Origin of the sequence: Sinorhizobium arboris LMG 14919, from assembly GCF_000427465.1 — a bacterium.
In the GTDB taxonomy this organism is placed as follows: Bacteria; Pseudomonadota; Alphaproteobacteria; order Rhizobiales; family Rhizobiaceae; genus Sinorhizobium; species Sinorhizobium arboris.
This window is the reverse complement of record NZ_ATYB01000014.1, coordinates 1,546,235-1,563,301: the sequence shown is the minus strand read 5'-3', so window position 1 is coordinate 1,563,301 and position 17,067 is coordinate 1,546,235. Positions and strand designations below refer to the sequence as shown.

At 59.9% G+C, this 17,067-nt stretch carries 17 protein-coding genes; 7 read left to right on the top strand and 10 right to left on the bottom strand.

The genetic code is table 11. From position 1 onward, the window contains the following. Positions 1–294 precede the first annotated feature (294 nt). Together SINAR_RS1000000137400 and SINAR_RS1000000134705 are read left to right on the top strand one after the other, a co-directional pair. Positions 295–618 carry an immunity protein CdiI family protein gene (locus tag SINAR_RS1000000137400; protein ID WP_084617514.1) on the top strand — a complete coding sequence of 108 codons (324 nt, stop codon included), beginning with the start codon at positions 295–297 and terminating at the stop codon, positions 616–618. A 265-nt stretch (positions 619–883) separates the two neighbouring features. Beyond that, a complete protein-coding gene (locus tag SINAR_RS1000000134705; protein ID WP_050577520.1) occupies positions 884–2,017 on the top strand; it encodes a LysR substrate-binding domain-containing protein in 1,134 nt (377 codons plus the stop codon). A gap of 260 nt (positions 2,018–2,277) precedes the next feature. Here SINAR_RS1000000134705 and SINAR_RS0118745 read toward each other — a convergent pair whose 3' ends face one another. The 5 genes from SINAR_RS0118745 to SINAR_RS0118730 form a co-directional block, all read right to left on the bottom strand. Beyond that, complete coding sequence (locus SINAR_RS0118745) at positions 2,278–2,736, bottom strand: hypothetical protein (protein ID WP_028000500.1); 459 nt, start codon at positions 2,734–2,736, stop codon at positions 2,278–2,280. 5 nt (positions 2,737–2,741) lie between these two features. After that, positions 2,742–4,199, bottom strand: coding sequence for a TrkH family potassium uptake protein (locus SINAR_RS0118740; protein ID WP_028000499.1), 1,458 nt, complete (start codon positions 4,197–4,199; stop codon positions 2,742–2,744). 272 nt (positions 4,200–4,471) lie between these two features. Beyond that, entirely contained in the window at positions 4,472–4,636 is a 165-nt protein-coding gene (locus SINAR_RS1000000137835; protein WP_084617512.1) for an exopeptide, read from the bottom strand. A 260-nt stretch (positions 4,637–4,896) separates the two neighbouring features. Further along, on the bottom strand, positions 4,897–6,063 hold the full coding sequence (locus SINAR_RS0118735) for a choline transporter (protein ID WP_028000498.1): 1,167 nt from the start codon (positions 6,061–6,063) through the stop codon (positions 4,897–4,899). A 181-nt stretch (positions 6,064–6,244) separates the two neighbouring features. Then, positions 6,245–6,727: an Lrp/AsnC family transcriptional regulator gene (locus tag SINAR_RS0118730; RefSeq protein ID WP_028000497.1), complete on the bottom strand. Its 483-nt coding sequence runs from the start codon at positions 6,725–6,727 to the stop codon at positions 6,245–6,247. A gap of 35 nt (positions 6,728–6,762) precedes the next feature. Here SINAR_RS0118730 and SINAR_RS0118725 point away from each other — a divergent pair, with 35 nt between their 5' ends. Both SINAR_RS0118725 and SINAR_RS0118720 read left to right on the top strand, forming a co-directional pair. Beyond that, positions 6,763–8,325, top strand: a complete 1,563-nt coding sequence (locus SINAR_RS0118725; protein WP_028000496.1) for an aminotransferase class V-fold PLP-dependent enzyme — start codon at positions 6,763–6,765, stop codon at positions 8,323–8,325. Continuing rightward, on the top strand, positions 8,312–9,187 hold the full coding sequence (locus SINAR_RS0118720) for an MBL fold metallo-hydrolase (protein WP_028000495.1): 876 nt from the start codon (positions 8,312–8,314) through the stop codon (positions 9,185–9,187). Before SINAR_RS0118725 ends, SINAR_RS0118720 begins: the two co-directional genes overlap by 14 nt. A gap of 55 nt (positions 9,188–9,242) precedes the next feature. Here the strand turns inward: SINAR_RS0118720 and SINAR_RS0118715 are convergent, their stop codons facing one another. The 5 genes from SINAR_RS0118715 to SINAR_RS0118695 form a co-directional block, all read right to left on the bottom strand. Next, positions 9,243–10,217, bottom strand: coding sequence for a LysR substrate-binding domain-containing protein (locus tag SINAR_RS0118715; RefSeq protein ID WP_028000494.1), 975 nt, complete (start codon positions 10,215–10,217; stop codon positions 9,243–9,245). A gap of 85 nt (positions 10,218–10,302) precedes the next feature. Then, positions 10,303–11,190: an NAD(P)-dependent oxidoreductase gene (locus tag SINAR_RS0118710; protein WP_028000493.1), complete on the bottom strand. Its 888-nt coding sequence runs from the start codon at positions 11,188–11,190 to the stop codon at positions 10,303–10,305. 9 nt (positions 11,191–11,199) lie between these two features. Then, positions 11,200–12,459, bottom strand: a complete 1,260-nt coding sequence (locus SINAR_RS0118705; RefSeq protein ID WP_028000492.1) for a TRAP transporter large permease — start codon at positions 12,457–12,459, stop codon at positions 11,200–11,202. After that, positions 12,456–13,022, bottom strand: coding sequence for a TRAP transporter small permease (locus tag SINAR_RS0118700; RefSeq protein ID WP_028000491.1), 567 nt, complete (start codon positions 13,020–13,022; stop codon positions 12,456–12,458). Before SINAR_RS0118700 ends, SINAR_RS0118705 begins: the two co-directional genes overlap by 4 nt. Continuing rightward, positions 13,022–13,999 (bottom strand): TRAP transporter substrate-binding protein, encoded by a 978-nt coding sequence (locus SINAR_RS0118695; RefSeq protein WP_028000490.1) that lies wholly within the window; start codon positions 13,997–13,999, stop codon positions 13,022–13,024. The genes SINAR_RS0118700 and SINAR_RS0118695 overlap by 1 nt, the downstream gene beginning before the upstream one ends. Positions 14,000–14,302: 303 nt before the next feature. Between SINAR_RS0118695 and SINAR_RS0118690 the strand changes: the two genes are divergently transcribed. The 3 genes from SINAR_RS0118690 (at position 14,303) to SINAR_RS0118680 (ending at position 17,041) form a co-directional block, all read left to right on the top strand. Beyond that, positions 14,303–15,157: a transketolase gene (locus SINAR_RS0118690; protein WP_028000489.1), complete on the top strand. Its 855-nt coding sequence runs from the start codon at positions 14,303–14,305 to the stop codon at positions 15,155–15,157. Positions 15,158–15,168: 11 nt separating this feature from the next. Beyond that, the gene (locus tag SINAR_RS0118685; RefSeq protein ID WP_028000488.1) at positions 15,169–16,215 is read left to right on the top strand and encodes a transketolase family protein; all 1,047 of its coding nucleotides are present in this window, start codon (positions 15,169–15,171) and stop codon (positions 16,213–16,215) included. A gap of 67 nt (positions 16,216–16,282) precedes the next feature. Next, on the top strand, positions 16,283–17,041 hold the full coding sequence (locus SINAR_RS0118680; protein WP_028000487.1) for an SDR family NAD(P)-dependent oxidoreductase: 759 nt from the start codon (positions 16,283–16,285) through the stop codon (positions 17,039–17,041). Positions 17,042–17,067: the final 26 nt, after the last annotated feature.

The following is a 17,067-nucleotide window of genomic DNA, read 5'->3' as shown; positions in this document are numbered from 1 at the left end:
GGGACTGCAACTGCGCGATTTCTCTCTCCGAGCGGCCCATACGAACGGTTTAAGCCCGGATGCGAGTTTGAAATGCGTGAAGGGAATAGAGTCTCCGCGAAAGTAACAGTTCTTGAGGTCTGTTAAGTAGAGTCTCTCTCCCGGAGTTTTCATGAAAACTAATACGCCGGTTGCGACGCGCAATGAAATGACCTTTGCGGGTTTGCCTTATTGGTTCCGCAAACATCATCATGCCGCGTTCAGCCGCTGACGCGGTAAAAACCATCGGACAAGCAAAACAACGAGGTTCTGCCTGTGAGCGAAGTTCCCAAAATTAAACTGTTCTTTGAATGGGGCGGCGGAGTTCTTTGGTGCGCCAATGACGCCGCTCATCAACGCTTTGACGTAGGGCCTATTGAAGACAAGCTGTCCTTGTCGAATGAAATCCGACAGCGATTGCATGGTATGGCAGTGTGGCATGATACAGCACTGGATTGGAACAATCCTCCGGGGCCCAGCCCATGGTCCAAAGCGGAAGATATCAGATTTGCCGAAGCAGTTGACCAGCTTGTTGAGGACATCATACGGGAACTCGGGCCCGGCTACGAAGTCATCAACGAACATTGTCCCATCTATTGAATTCAATTGAGATGTCGGCGTTACCTCCGGCACGTGTCGGTACGATTAAGCGCCGGAGGCATTCTGCTATCCGCGGCCCTGACCGGATGGATACCCTGAGAGCGATCGACACTCACCTACGGCCCTCAGATGCCGCTAGGCTTTCTTGCGCCGAGACAACCGAGTATTGAACTAAAGGATACGATGCGGGAGATGGCCAGCACACCATCGCTGCGCCAATGGGCAATGGCATTACGCCTCGTAGTTCGCTATCTTCATTCCCGCTATGGAGCGCCACCTAACCGTCATTCTCGCGGCCGATGTTGTCGGCTACAGCCACCTTATGGAGGCTGATGAGGAGCGTACCCACGCTGCTTTCTGCATCTGCCGGGCTGTTATCGCTGATCTAGTCTCCAACCATCGCGGTCGGATATTCTCAGGGGCAGGCGACAGCGTGCTGGCGGAGTTCGCCAGTCCGGTCGAGGCGATGCGGGCTGCGGTCGAAATTCAGACCGATCTGGCAAAGCGCTCCCTCGATCTACCCGAAAACCACCAAATGAAATTTCGCATCGGCATCAACCTCGGTGACGTCCTCGTTGATGGCGACAATCTCTTCGGGGACGGTGTGAACATCGCGGTGCGGCTGGAGGCATTGGCCGAACCTGGTGGAATCTGCTTATCCAGCAGTGTTTACGAGCATGTCGAACGTAAACTGCCTCTGCAATACGTGGATATTGGACCTCAAAGGCTAAAAAACATCGCCAGGCCCATACATGCTTTTCGCGCGTCGATATCACGGACATCCGAGAACGTGCTCTCGATCACCGCGATCCATACCTTCGCGACCAATTGGCTGGCACCGCGCCTGGGGGCATTCCAGACCGCCCACCGCGATCTCGACTTGAGGCTGGAGGCTATGAGTCGCGTGGTCGACCTCAGATGCGAGCCGTTTGACGTCGGTATTCGCGCGGGTAACGGTCGCTGGCCGGGTCTGATATCCCATGAGCTAATGGTTGAGGAGTTTGCTCCATTCTGCAGTCCAGACTTCCTGGCAGGGGCGGGCAACATATCGGCACCTTCCGATCTCCTTACGCTGCCGTTGCTAAGAGATGATGACTGGTGGCGAGCGTGGTTCAAGGCGGCTGGAGTTGCGGATTCCGAGCCAAAAATCTCTTCATCGGTCTTTTTCAACACGCAGATAGTGGTCAGCCAGGCCGCAATCGCTGGACAAGGGGTTGCATTGCTTACACCAGCGTTATTCGCGCCGGACATCAAGGCCGGACGTTTGGTGCAACTTTTCGATGTCATCGCCCGCAACGGGATCAGCCTCTGGCTTGTCTACCCGGAGGAACGGGAGAGTTCCCGCAAGATTCGCGTGTTCAGGGAATGGCTCCTGGATGAAATTCAGCGTGTCCAGTGATGATCTCGGTGACTGGATTAATGATCCTAGTCTAGAAACACTTAAGGCCCCGAAGGTTCCTTAAGGGCGGTCTCATTCCTCACGGTATTGGTTTCCCGGAACGGAGGTCATCGAGTAACCGGTGGGGCTCAATCGTTCCGTGACGCAACAAGACCAATTCCGGCTGCCAAGACGAGAGCGACGATGTTCAATGTGAATGCCTTAACCCATTTCATTTCCGCCCCCATAGACTAGCAGACCGCGTCTTGTTTTCGGATGCACTACTTTCTTCCCAGCATGACGGTTTGAGCTACGAAGGAGAAGAAGTTCTCCGCCTCCGTTTCGAAGGTTGGTCCGGCCATGTCGAGACAAAAAACCGCTTCCCCTAGTTCAGGGCAAAGGCAATATCGCCAAGTGGCGCCACTATCCCCAATGGCAACCGCATCGGCAGGGATGGCGTCCCCTTCAGGTCGTCGGCCGTATACACTTTGGTAGGCGTCTGACTGATAAAGCCTAAACGATGGGTGCTGTTCAACGAGGCATGCGGGCTCCGGTTCGTAGATGTTGAATTCCCGCGTCGTTGATCCCGTCCCGATCTTTCGAATGAACTCCAGGTACTGTTCGGAAATGTTGGGGTAGAGTTCGGCAATAGTCATTACATCGCGATGGGATACCGGCTGCAGCGATGACAGTTCATTCTTGCGGTCAAGAGCGAGCAGCTGGCTGAGTTCGTTGATCATGACATTTACCGGCGCCAGAACCAGGGCTGGAGGACGGCGAGAAACGTTACAAGTTCCAATCGCCCTATGACCATCGCAAAGGCGATCAGCCACTTGGCGGTGTCCGGTATGGCGGCGAAATTTGTTGCCGGCCCGACGACAGGGCCGAGGCCTGGCCCTGCATTCGCCATGGCTTGCGCGACCGAAGAGATGGACGAAAGAAAATCAAGCCCCGTCGCCATCACGAGAAGCGACATGAAGAGCAGGGTCATGATGTAGAGGAAAAAGAAGTTGCGGACGTTGCTGATCGCCACGTCGTCGACGGACTTGCCCTGGAAGCGGACCGGCACAACGGCTTGCGGGTAAAGCATGATGCGAAGGGCTCGCCCGGTCCCTTCGAAGAGGATCTGCCAGCGGAATATCTTGATCGCACCCGCCGTCGAACCGGCACAGCCGCCGACGAGATACAGCATGAAGAAGAGGCCTACGGCGAAACTCCCCCACGTGGAGAAATCGGCGGTGGCAAAGCCGGTATCCGTCATGATCGAGGTGACGTTGAAGGCGGACAGCCGCAGGGCGACGGGCGGCGACATGCCTTGGCTGATGTTCCACGCCGTGCAGGCGAGGATGGCCGCAGCAAGCACTGACAGAAAAGGTATTATCTGCCCTTCGATGGCGCTGCGCTTGCCGCGGTTCAGAAGAAACACGGCGTAAAAGGCGAGCGGTAGCGCACCGGAAATCATAAAAACGATCGTGACGATCTCGATCGCCAGGGAATTGTAGAAGCCGATCGAGGCGTCTCTGGTCGAATGGCCACCTGTCGCGATCGTCGTCATCGCATGATTGACGGCATCGAAAGTCGACATACCGGCGATGTCGAGCGACACGGCGCAAGCCAAAGTGAGCGATACGTACACGATCAGGATGTTGCGGGCGATCTGGTGCACCTTCGGAAATGGCTTTTCGGAAATGTCGGACGACTCGGAGCGGAAGAGCTGCATGCCACCGACGCGCAATGCCGGAAACACGCTGAGCGCCATGACGATGATGCCGATCCCGCCGAGCCATTGCAGCAGCGAGCGCCAAATCAAGAGTCCCGGCGGCATGTCATCGAGCCCCACCAGGATCGTGGAACCCGTCGTCGTCAAGGCGGATGCTGTTTCGAACACTGCATCGGTCCAACTGAGGCCGAGTCCCGAATTATACAGTGGGACGGCTCCGACAATTGAGACCGAAAGCCAGGCACTGACCGTTATGAGGAGCCCCGTCCTGCGGTCGGTGAGGTCGATCTGATCCTGCTTGAAGGCGGCGATGAACATAGATCCGAGAGCGCCGATCGCTGCTGCACTGCTCACGAAGATGATAGCATCCTTGCCGTCGTCAGCGGCGAAATCGACGATCGCCGGCACCAGCATGGCCACCGCCAACGCCAATATAAAGAGACCGTTGAGGAAGAGGACAAAGCGGAGTCGATCGGTGGTCATTTTTCGTCCCCACTATCTGTTTCGGCCTTACCGGTAGGTGCATTTGCAGAGCATCCGCACCCTACCGACTGTGTAGAAGATGAGAAGGGATATTTTCGGCGGCTTACTTCACAAAAGGCTGAAGGCATTCAAGGGCCTTAGCAAAGGTGCGTGACCGTTGCACGGGGGAACCGCGACCTCTACTCAGCGTGCGCGACTGATCTGCAGCCCTGGCCGTTGAAGCACGGTAAGGGCCAGGGCAGCGGGGGAAGAAGGCTACCCCCAAATAACCGTCAGCTTCTGCGGGACGCTTGGCGGCCCTGACGGGTTCTGACGGCTGGGGCGATGATCGATCCGGTGGGTGGTGCGTCCGGTTCCCGCTCGACCGCCAGTATGCTCATCACGATAGAGATGAGCACGAGTATAAGCACCAGAAAGGCGATTCCCGCTTTATCCATCCCCCATCATGGTGAGGTGAATGCGCGCAAAGCGGGGCAAACATCGGCGAAGGACGTCGCCGATGCCTGCCGTGGTTAATTTTCTCTGAATCGAGCCGGCCATACCGCAACCGGGCATTTTGGAAACGTCTCCGTAAGACGCAAGGGTTTTGGTTTTGGACGGATCGGAGCAGACACGGTGCAGAAGCCCGCTGCCGACCCGCCCCTGCGGTTGCAATCCAGCCTCAAGGACGCCACCCCGCGGTCTCAACCCGTAAGCCCTACGCTGTCGCACTCCGGGCTTCGGTCACTGCCGCCCGGACGTGCGTGTGATGCCGTAAAATGAGCGCATAAATCGCCGCGTAAATGCCGATCACGATGACGCCCACCCATTCGATCCTGAACGGCGTGAACTGGTAAGCCATCACGAGGCCGAGCTGAAGGAGGAAGTGCAGCGGATAGTATATTCCCCCGCCGAGCCGCGATTTCGTCCAGCCGAGATTGAGCCCGTAAAGGCGGATCAGGGAGTCGAGCGAGTTCACGACGAATATGATGCCGACCGTGACCATGAACCAGTTCAACCAGATCGGAATGACGATCTGCTGCTGGAAATAGATGTAAAGCACCGCGAACCATACGGCCAAGGGGATCGAAGGCAAGAGGATCATGGCGACGGCCAGCCGCCATGTCCCAAGTCCTCCGACGAACATCGAAACGAACTGGCCGATCATGATGCTCCAGGAGAACCACCAGAACAGATAGAACTCGTGATATTCGGTGATAGGGCTGACGAAGCGGTGCAGATTTGCAAAATAGTCCGACAGCAGACCCACATTCGACGCAAGGCCGCTGACGCCGATGTCGCTGTAGTAATAGGCGGCAGCCAACAGCGCCACGAGAGCCAGTGTCACGAACATCCATGTCGAGGTGACGGCCAGCCATTTCATGAAATTGACATTGCTGCTGGAATAGACGGATGCCCCGATGACGGTGACGACGATCGCCCAGCACACGGGCGTCGAGATTCCCTCGACATAGCTCGGCAGGGCCGTGAGGAAGAGATAGCACGTGAACGCGCAGGTCGCGATGACCGTGAGATTGTAGAGCCATTTGACGATTGCGATCTCGAAGACCTGAAGCCGGGGTTCGAGCACCACGAAGTAAAAAGCCGAGAGGAAGTACATCATCCAGACCAGCGGACCCCACATGCCGAACTCGATTGCGAGCGGATTAGTGAAGCCGTAGGCCCTGTCAGCCGCATAGGCCGGAAATTCGGTCAAGGGAAGCATAACCAGCCCCATATCCAGGCCAGCGGTGAACAGCAGCGCCACGAACGTGCATATGCCGACGGGAGTTTGCCCGCGACAGTGGACGTTGCCCCAGCGGACGATGACGAAAACGGCACTGAGAAGGACCGCGGCATAGGCGGTGCTGATGATGTAGCTCACGGCAGATCTCCCCCTCTTGTCGTGCCGCCGCATTCGGTCGGACGGGAGCGGCATGAGGCCACATGTGTCGGGATTTCAAACGCCCACAAGCGACGCTGCGGCAATCGTAAGCGACTTGCGCCGCGGCCGATACAGGCCGAATGCGATCGAAAATGGCCTTGAAACTGCGCAGCTCAAAGCCTTACCGGAGACGTGTCAAATCCACAGGACGGTTGTCAATGATCGCTTCCATCGAAAAGAAGCCCGTCACGGTCGCGAGGTCGAAATTTGTGATGAGCTTCTGATAAAAGGCGTCATAGCCGGACATGCCTCTGGTGACGACTTTGATCAGGTAGTCCCATTCCCCGCCGATTCGGTAAAAATCGATGACTTCCGGAAGCCGTTCAACATGCGCCCTGAAGCCGTCGCTCCACTCCTTGGAGTGGTGACGGGTGCGAATCATGACAAACACGATCAGATCGAGGCCCAACGCGCCGAGGTCTATATCGCTGTGGGATCCGCGGATCATTCCAATTGAGTGAAGCCGCTGCAGACGGCGCCAGCAGGCATTTTGCGATAACCCTACCTTCTCGGCCAGCTCGCGCTGCGAGAGGTTCGAATCCTTTTGCAGTGCCGCCAGGATCTTCAGATCGAAACCATCGACTTTTGCTTGAGACTCGATCATGTGACACAAAATCCGAGAAAAACCGCAGAAAATAGGTGAACATTTCGACGGTGCGGCAGAATACAATCGATGTCAACATTCAAGCCCCGGAGGTGATCATGCAAGCTGTGCGCTATGAACCGAAAGAGAACCTCACGCCTCTTGAACGGTTTCGCCGCGGGCTGGACCGCAACGGTCTGATAGACTTCCTGCGGGACGATCTCGTCGGGGCCGCTGCGCAGATCGAGGGCCCCTACGGCGTCAGGAACCTGGTTTATGCCGACTATGTTGCATCCGGACGGGCGCTTCGAACGGTCGAACGTTTCATTCTGGAAGACGTCCTGCCGTTTTACGCCAACAGCCATACCGAGGCTTCCTACTGCGGCGGTTTCATGACCCGCATGCGCCGGGAGGCGCGGGCATTGATCGCCGAGTTCTGCGGAGCGAACGAGAGACATGCGGTCATTTTTACCGGATCCGGCGCGACTTCAGGATTGAACCGCCTCGTCAAACTGTTCGGCGTCACCGAAGCGGTCGCGGCAGGAAAAACCGTGCGGGTGATCATCGGTCCGTACGAGCACCACTCCAACATTCTTCCCTGGCGCGAAAGCGGGGCGGAAATCGTAGAGCTGACCGAGTCGCCCAGGGGCGGGCCAGAGCTTTTCCTTCTGGAGCAGGCTCTGCAAACCGGATCTCCCGACCTGACCATCTGTACGCTGTCCGCGGCCTCGAACGTTACGGGAATCACCAGCGACGTCGCCGCGATTACGAACCTGGTGAAATCGGCCGGGGCCAAGATGATCTGGGATTATGCAGGGGCCGGTCCCTATGTACCGATTTCGATGTCGCCGGGCGGCTCGGCGGAGATCGACGCCATCGTTCTATCGCCGCACAAATTCATTGGCGGCCCGGGCGCTTCCGGGATTTTGATCGTCCGGCGCGACGGTCTGGCAACGAGTAAACCCTCCTGGCCGGGTGGGGGGACGGTGAAATTCGTCTCGCCGGAAACGCATGACTACAGCGACAGCCTCGAAGCCCGCGAAGAGGCGGGGACGCCGAACGTCGTCGGCGACATCCGGGCGGCCCTCACCTTTGCCGTCAAGCACGCAATCGGCTTGAAGGAAATGGCGCGGCGCAATCGCGAGCTTACCCTTCGGGCCTTTTCCGCATGGAAGGATATCCCGCAGATGGAGATCCTTGGCCTTCCCGGGGCGGACCGGCTGCCGATTTTCTCCTTCCGCATCCGGAACGGCAAGGGGGGATATATTCACCAGCAACTCGTCACGCGCATGCTGAGCGACCGGTTCGGCATTCAGGCCCGTGGCGGCTGCGCCTGCGCCGGGCCTTATGTTCACAGGCTGCTGTCGATCGATGCGCGGCAATCAGAGCTGATGCGCCAAGCCATTCTCGCCGGCGACGAAATAAAAAAGCCCGGCTTCACGCGGCTGAATTTCAGCGTTCTGCTCTCGGACGAAAAGGTGAAATTCATCCTCGATTCCGTCGCTAAACTGGCTGCTGACGCGCCGACGTTCGAGCAGGATTACGACTTCGATCCGGCACGTGCGATCTTCTTTCCTCGTGTAGCAGCCGAGAAAGGCAACGCACATGCATGGGCCTGATGTAGCTGCCTTTTACGACGCGGCCACGGGCAGCATCCAGTATGTCGTGGCCGACCCGGAAACGGGCAAATGCGCGATCATCGATCCGGTGCTCGATTTCGATCAGAAGTCGGGTTCCACCGCGACGACGAATGCCGACGCCATCCTCGATCATGTGGCCAAGCGTGGCTTGAGTGTCGAATGGATACTGGACACCCATCCGCACGCGGATCATTTTTCGGCGGCACGCTACCTCAGGGATCGAACGGGAGCGCCGACGGCTATCGGCGAGCACGTGAAAGGCGTGCAGAAAATCTGGAAACAGATCTACAATTGGCCGGATTTCGTGTGTGACGGTTCGCAGTGGGATCGGCTGTTTCGCGATGGCGATGTGTTCAATATCGGGAATCTCGAAGCCCGTGTACTGCACTCGCCTGGGCATACGCTTGCGTCGATCAGCTACATCGTCGGCGATGCGGTCTTCATTCACGACACGTTGTTCATGCCTGACAGCGGGTCCGCCCGCGCCGATTTCCCCGGCGGCAGCGCCGAGAGCCTGTGGAACTCGATTCAGGCCATTCTTGCTCTTCCCGGCGAGACCCGTCTCTTCACCGGACATGACTATCGGCCAGGCGGACGTGAAGCTCTGTGGGAAAGTACGGTGGCGGAACAGAAAGCCCGCAATGCGCATGTCGCGGGAAAAAGCCGAGCCGATTTCGTCGGTCTGCGAGAGGCGCGCGACAGGACGTTACCGATGCCCAAGCTGATTCTGCATGCTCTGCAGGTCAATATACGCGGCGGAGAACTGCCGGTTGCCGAAGGCAATGGCCGCCGCTACCTCAAGATACCGCTGGACGCCTTTCCCGGCGTCGCCTGGGAATGAAAGGGGCAGGTGTACGATCTTCGCCCGTATGGGTTCCATGGATCATTGAAGGGGGTTAGCGAAGACCGGGCTCACCGTCCTGGGCGAAACGCAGCCGGCAGCCGAGCCTTTCGAGAAGGGCGCGTGCCGATTGGTCGAACTTTGTTCCTTCCATCCGTATCCAATCGGTAAACAGGCGGACCGGGCGGCGGTTGAAGTGGCGGCTCGGACAGACGATCCAGTAGGCGGGAAATTCGACGACCTCGAACGCGGTGGAAAGCGGCACAAGAGTGCCGCGCTCAAGTTCCTCCTGCGCCAGCGTTGCCGAATCCAGCACGATTCCGGCGCCGTCGCGCGCAAGCTGGATCGCCATGGAGGAGCGATCGAAGCGTAACGGGGCATGCTCCGTCGGTGGGTCGATGTTGTGAACGACAAGCCAGACGTCCCATTGGTAAAGCGCCTTCACCGAATGGATGAGCCGGGCCTGGGCAAACTGCAACGCCGGATCGTCGCTGACCGAACGCAGCCGGTCGCGATAGTCCGGGCTGCACATCGGCAAAACGAAATCGCTGATGATGCACTCGGTACGCAGCCCCTCCCAGGCGCCGGAACCGTACCGCAAGTCGAGGTCGATCACCTCGGTCTCGAAATCGGAAAAATCGGGCGTTGCGTCGACGCGCAAGCCCCAGTCCGGATTGGCATCGAGGAAGCCCTTGAGACGCGGCGTGAGCCAACGGACGGCGAAACTGGGGCTGGAGCGCATCGTCAGCTGACGGCTGTTGCGCTGGCGCAGGACTGCCGAGCGAGCGTCGCGGATCATGCGGAAAGCACTCGTCGTCGTCTGGAACAGCAACTCGCCGTCGATCGTCAGGCTGAGGCGGCGGTCCTTTCGGCGGAAGAGCCGTACGCCCCATTGCTCTTCCAATTGCTTCAACTGCTGGCTGACTGCCGCTGCAGAGACCCCCAGTTCGGCCGCGGCAAGGGAAACTCGTCCCGTACGGGCGACCGCCTCGAAATAGGCGAGCGAGTTGAGGTTAGGGTTGATCGGCAAGTTTGCCTCCGGGGCGGAGTTCCGGCGCGCTGACGGAAGGATGATGCGCAGGCATGCGTCAATTGCTGCACATGCGCCGTTCATGTCAAGCGATGCCGTTCAGACGCCGATAGGCGGCGATCACCTGGCTGTCGTCCTCCAGGCCGTTTCCGCTGCCGCTTTCGGCCAGGAACATCTGGTGAGCGGCCGCCGCAAGCGGGAGCGCCATGCTGACCGACGCTCCCGTTGCCAGCGCGATGCCGAGATCCTTAACGAAAATGTCCACGGCACTGGTGACAGGCGGCGTTTCCATGATCATGCGTGGTCCACGGTCTTTCAGCATCCAGCTCGAGGCAGCTGAGCTGGAGACGATCTCGAGCAGGGTCGTGACATCGACACCGGCTTTCTCGCCAAGCGCCAGTGCCTCGGCTGCGGTGGCGAGGTGCACGCCGCAGAGAAGCTGGTTGATCGCCTTGACGACGGCGCCCTGGCCTTGCTCCGGTCCGCAATGGAAGACCTTGTCGCCCATTGCCCCAAGCACAGGCGCGACCGCGTGATACGCCTCTTCGGGCGCTCCTACCATGATGGTGAGCGTGCCCGCTTTGGCGCCAACGACGCCGCCGGAGACGGGGCAATCAACAAGCATCCTGCCGCTCGCTTCGACCTCGGCAGCCAGCCGCTTGACCTCATCGGGCGGACAGGTTGCCATGAGGCAGATATGGACGCCTTTCGGCAGGGCCGACAGCGCGCCCCTTTCCAGGAGCACGGAACGAGCCTGCTCCGCGTTCACCACCATCAACACAAGAATTTCCGCTCCGGCGCAGGTCTCTGCCAGGTCCGCGGACCTGATCCCGCCCGACGCGGCGAGTGCCTCCATGGCTGCGGCCCGAACATCGAAGCCGCGCACCCTGTGACCGGCCCTGATCAGGTTCTCCGCCATCGGCAATCCCATGGAGCCGAGGCCGACGAATGCAATCGTCTTCTTATCGATCATGGTCAATCCTCAATAGAGCGTCAGTGCAGGAACGTATGACATCAGCACCAACACGGTCGCCGCAACGATGTAGAAGGGCCACAGCTCCTTGACCACTGCGCCGATGGGCACGCGGGCGATCACCGCTCCGATGAACAGGGTGGTGCCGATCGGTGGGGTGAACAGTCCGATCGAGAGATTGATGCAGATCATCACTCCGAGCTGGACAGGGTCCATACCGATAGCATGGCCGATGGCAACAAAGGTCGGCCCGAGCAGCAGGATCGCCGCGGGCAGGTCGAGAAACATGCCGACAACCAGCATGATGAGGTTCATCATGAGGATGATCAGGAGCGTGCTTCCGAGGGTTTCCAGTGCCCACTGCGCTACGAGGGTCGGTATGCGCTCGGTAATGAGGACGTGACCAACCAGACTCGAGGCGGCGATGACCAGCATGACGACACCGGTTGTGATCACCGTTCCGACGAGGGTGGCGTGAATGCGCCCCCAGGTCAGGTCGCGGTAGAGCAGCAGGCTCACCAGGAGTGCATAGAAGACGGCGATCACGCTGACTTCGGTCGGCGTCGCGATTCCTGCCCGCAACAACAGAATGATGAAGAACGGCATGGCCAGTGCCGGCAAGGCCGACATCAGCGAGCGGCCGAAGGACTTCAACTGGCGGGCATCCGTCAGCCGTGGGAAGTTTCGGATGCGCCCCGACAGGTAGCAAACGAACATCATCCCGCCGGCGAGCATCAATCCGGGAAGGATTGCAGCCGAAAACAGCGATGCGATCGAGGAATTCGCCACCGTCGAATAGAGGATCAGGGGAATGGAAGGCGGGATCAGGCCGGCAATGGTCGAGGAGGAGGCGGTAACGGCGGCCGCAAAGCCTGCCGGATAGCCCTCTTTCTTCTGCCAGGGGATCAGCATCGAGCCGAGCGCCGATGCTTCGGCGACCGCCGAGCCCGAGACGCCGCCGAAGATGGTTGAGCCGACGACCGTGACCTGACCCATTCCGCCATGAAACCGCCCCACGAGAGCTGCGGCGAACTGCACGAGTTTCTGACCCAGCGTGCCCGACATCATCAGCGAGCCGGACAGGATGAAGAAGGGTATGGCCAGCAGCGGAAAGCTCTGGGTCGGCTGGAACAACTTCACCACCGCCAGCACGGTCGGCGTTCCGCCCTGCCATAAGATCGCGGCGCCTGCAGCGATGATCAGCGCATAGCCGACCGGCACCGAGATTGCCAGCAATGCGGCGAAGAGGCCGGTCATGATCGCGGTCATGTCATGTGCTCCGTTTCCTGTTTGCTCATCGTTCTCGGGTCGTCACAGAACGCAACGCGTACGAGATTGACCAGGGAGGCGACCGCGATGCCGCCGAAGCCGAACATGAGCGAGCTGTAGGCCCAGGCCTGTCCCAGTCCGGTCATCGGAAAGACCTGTGCCCTGGTGATCGAGATCACCTGAAGCGACAGGTAACCGAGATAGGCAAAGGCGATGGCGACGAGGAGATGGATCAGCATCAGCAGGATGCGTAGCTGCTCGGTTGAGAGCAGGCACCGGAACGCTTCCGCGGCGATATGAGATCCCCGATGCGCGCCGAGGACGATGCCTCCCATGATGAGCCATGGGAACAGCAGGTTCGGCACCTCGTTAGGCCAGCCGAGGCTCGCATGGGTAAGATAGCGGATAGCGACCTCGGTCATGAGGGCAAGGAAGATTGCGACCACCGAGGCGACGGCAATGATTATCGCGGCCGTATCCAGAACGAAGCCGACCCCGTTGGCGATGCGCAAGGCGGGCAGGCCCGCACTTGCGCTTCTGTTGCGGACGTTGACCATCGCCATCATTGCGCAGCCGCTGCCTTGGCGGCGGCGACGAGTTCGTCGACGAGTTCCGGGTACTGTGCCCGCCACTTGTCATAGACCGACTGCGTCGCCTGGACGAACGGAACCGGGTCGACATCGTTGATCTTCACGCCTGCGGCTTCGAGCTCGCCGCGCAGCCGGTTGGTCTGGTCGCCCACCATTTGCCGGTTCAGTTCACCGGCCTCTCGGGCGGCCTCGCGGATGATCTGCTGATCTTCCGGCGGCAACGCGTCGAACACGATCTTCGAGGCCAGGAAAGGCGTAGACTCGTATTTGTGGTTGGTCATGGAGATATAGGGCTGCACTTCGTGCAGTTTCGACGAATGAATGTTGATCAGCGGGTTTTCCTGGCCGTCGACGACACCCTGCTGCAAGGCGATATAGAGCTCGGAGAAGGCCATCGGCGTCGGCGAGGCGCCGAGCGCGGTGAAGATGTCGACGGTCATCTGATCCGGCGGTGTGCGGATCTTCATTCCGGCAAGATCGGACGGTGTGGTGATCTGCCTCTTCGAGTTGGAGGTTTCGCGAATGCCGTTGTTCCACCAGGCAAGCACGACCAGGCCCTGCTGTTCGGCCGCGGCAGCGATCTTGTCGCCGACGGGTCCGTCCATCACGGCCTCGGCCTGCTTCAGATCCTGGAACAGGAACGGCAGGCCAAGGAGCGCGATTTCCGGCACCACGGCCGATGTCGTCCCTTGGGAGTTGGCGGCGAAGGCAATGGTGCCGAGCCGCATGTTGGTAATCGTCTCGGCGTCGTCGCCGAACTGAGCGCTGCCGCCGACGTCAATCTTGAGACGCCCTTCCGATTTCTGTTTCACGAGCTCGGCGAATTTCAGCGATGCCACGTCCTTGGGGTTGCCCGGCGCGGCATTGTGCGAGAGCTGGTAGGTCTGCGCGCCGACAGGGCTGGCGCAAAGCGACAGCACCGCAGCGGCCAACAGATGACGAAGGTTCATTTTTTTCTCCTCCCTGAGAATTTCCTATCCCGGTCGGCGAAGAGAATTGTCCGCTGCTGCACGAAGCCGGCCCCCCCGATTGACGTCCTGGGAAATCGTTCAGAGGCAACTCGCTTCAGCGGCGTACTGCATGCAGTTGAGCGTCCTCCTCGCTCCGCCTGGCCAGACCATCGCCGATCTTCATCGGAGCGTCACCTAAGTTTTGCTTAACAACTTGTTCGTTTTCCTTAATTGCCCGCAGCCGCTGCCCAGTTCAGTAATTACCGAGCGGGCGTCTTTTACGCCGACATGAAGGGAGGAGCCATGAGCAGCCAAAGCCCGGCAGTTCGTCTGTCGAACACAAGTCTTGCGCGTCGCGCCTGGGAAATCCGGCGCAAGGCGGTGCGGATGGGCGAGGTTCAGGGCCAAGGTTATGTCGGCCAGGCACTCGGCATCGCCGATGTTCTCGCAGTCTCCTATTTTCATGCCTTGACCTATCGATCGCAGGAACCCGAATGGGAGGGACGCGACCGGTTTCTGCTTTCGATCGGCCACTACGCCATTGCACTTTACGCGGCACTGATCGAAGCAGGAATCCTTCCGGAACAGGAACTCGAGACCTACGGCACCGATGACAGCCGCCTGCCGATGTCCGGCATGGCAGCCTATACGCCGGGAATGGAAATCACCGGCGGGTCGCTGGGGCAGGGGCTTGGCATCGGCGTCGGCATGGCGCTCGGGCTGAGGGCCAAGAAAAACCCGGCCTTCGTCTATAACCTGATGTCGGATGGAGAGCTGGGCGAAGGTTCGACCTGGGAAGCGGCAATGTCGGCCGCTCATCACAAACTCGGCAATCTGATCTGTATCGTCGACTTCAACGATCAGCAGGCGGATGGCAAGTCGACCGAGACGCTGTGCTCGGAGCCGCTTGGCGCAAAATGGGCCGCGTTTGGCTGGCATGTGCAGCGGATCGACGGCAATGACATTCCCGCCCTGGTGGCCGCCTTCGACGCGGCCCGCGCACTTGAAGAGGCTATGCCTCGGGTGATCATCTGCGACACCTTGATGTGCAAGGGCGTGCCGTTCCTCGAGCGACGCGAGATGACGCATTTCGTCCGGGTCGAAACAGACGAATGGCAGAAGGCGCTGGCCGTCCTGGACGCGAACCGGCCGGCTTGAGGAGAACAACGATGAGCGTCATTCGCAACTACGACCCGCACCGGAAATGGGAACCGCGCCTGCCGCCGAAGAGCGGCGAGGGGGGACGCACCTCCGCGATGATCGCCTCGCTGGCGGCGGAAGGCTATGAAACGGTCTCTGCCCCGTTCGGCCACGCCCTGGTGGCGGAGGCTCGCCGCAATGATCGGATCGTGAGTCTCACGGCCGATCTCGCGAAATACACCGACCTGCATGTCTTCGCGGAGGCTCTCCCGGAACGTTTCTATCAGATGGGCATGGCAGAGCAGGTGATGATCTCGGCGGCGGCCGGACTGGCGCGCGAGGGGTTCATTCCCTTTGCCACCACCTATGCCGTCTTCGCCTCGCGCCGGGCCTATGACTTCATCGCCATGGCGATTGCCGAGGAGTATCTGCCCGTCAAGATCGTCTGCGCCCTGCCGGGTCTGACCACCGGTTACGGGCCGAGCCATCAGGCGACCGAGGATCTGGCGATCTTCCGCGGCCTGCCCAATCTGACGATCATCGATCCATGCGATGCCATCGATGTGGCCGAGGCGATACCCGCCATCGCAGCCCATGCGGGTCCGGTCTATATGCGGCTCCTGCGCGGCAGGGTGCCGTCGGTGATCCGCCGCCATTGCCCCGATTACAGGTTCGAGCTGGGCAAGGCGAAGCTTCTGCGGGACGGCACCGATGTGCTGATCATTGCCTCGGGCTTCATGACGATGCGGGCGCTCGATACGGCGGTCGAACTCGAAGGGCAGGGCATCTCGGCCGCGGTGCTCCATTGCCCGACGATCAAGCCGCTCGATACCGAGACGATCCTTGCCGAGGCCCAACGGCTCGGCCGGCTGGTCGTCACTGCGGAGAATCACACATGCGTTGGCGGATTGGGTGAAGCCGTGGCGGCGACGCTCCTATTGAACGGCGCGACGCCGGTATTCCGGATGATCGGTCTGCCGGACCAGTTTCTCGACGCCGGAGCGCTGCCGACGCTTCATGAGCGTTACGGGATCTCGACGGCGTCGATGGTGCGGAAGATCCGCAGTTGGCTCTGACGCGCCGTTTCGACGCATTCACCTCCGGCGACCCTCGCTGGACCTTTCCGGACAACAGGAGAATTCGATGGGAACCGCTCTACTCGAGGGCAATTTCGCCGTGATCACCGGTGCTGCATCCAGGCGCGGCCTGGGCAAGGCGACGGCCAAGCTTTTTGCCGAACACGGCGCCACGGTCGCCATTCTTGATCTCAACGAGGCTGCTGCCAGGGAGGCCGCCTCCAGCCTCGGCCCGCAACATGTCGGCATGGCGTGCAATGTGACCGAGCTGGAGGGCGTTCGTGCGGTCATGAATGCTTTGATATCGAAATGGGGGCGGATCGACATCCTGGTGAACAATGCCGGGATCACCCAGCCGCTGAAGACCATGGAGATCACGCCGGAGAACTACGATGCCGTGCTCGACGTGAACCTGCGCGGCACGCTCTATTGCAGCCAGGCGGTCATTCCTCATATGCGTTCGCGCAAACAGGGAAAGATCGTCAATCTTTCTTCCGTGTCGGCCCAGCGTGGCGGCGGTATATTCGGCGGGCCGCACTATTCTGCCGCCAAGGCCGGCATCCTCGGCCTTACGAAGGCGATGGCCCGCGAGTTGGCGCCCGACAATGTGAGGGTTAACGCAATCTGCCCCGGCTTCATCGCGACCGACATCACGGGCGGCCTGCTGACGCCGGAAAAACTGGAGGAAATCAAGACGGGCATTCCCATGGGGCGTCCGGGTACTGCGGATGACGTGGCCGGTTGCGCGCTTTTCCTTGCTTCGGACCTTTCGGCTTACGTCACTGGTTCGGAAGTCGACGTGAACGGCGGATCACTGATCCATTGATCGGGAAAGCGGCGCCGCAGCATGCG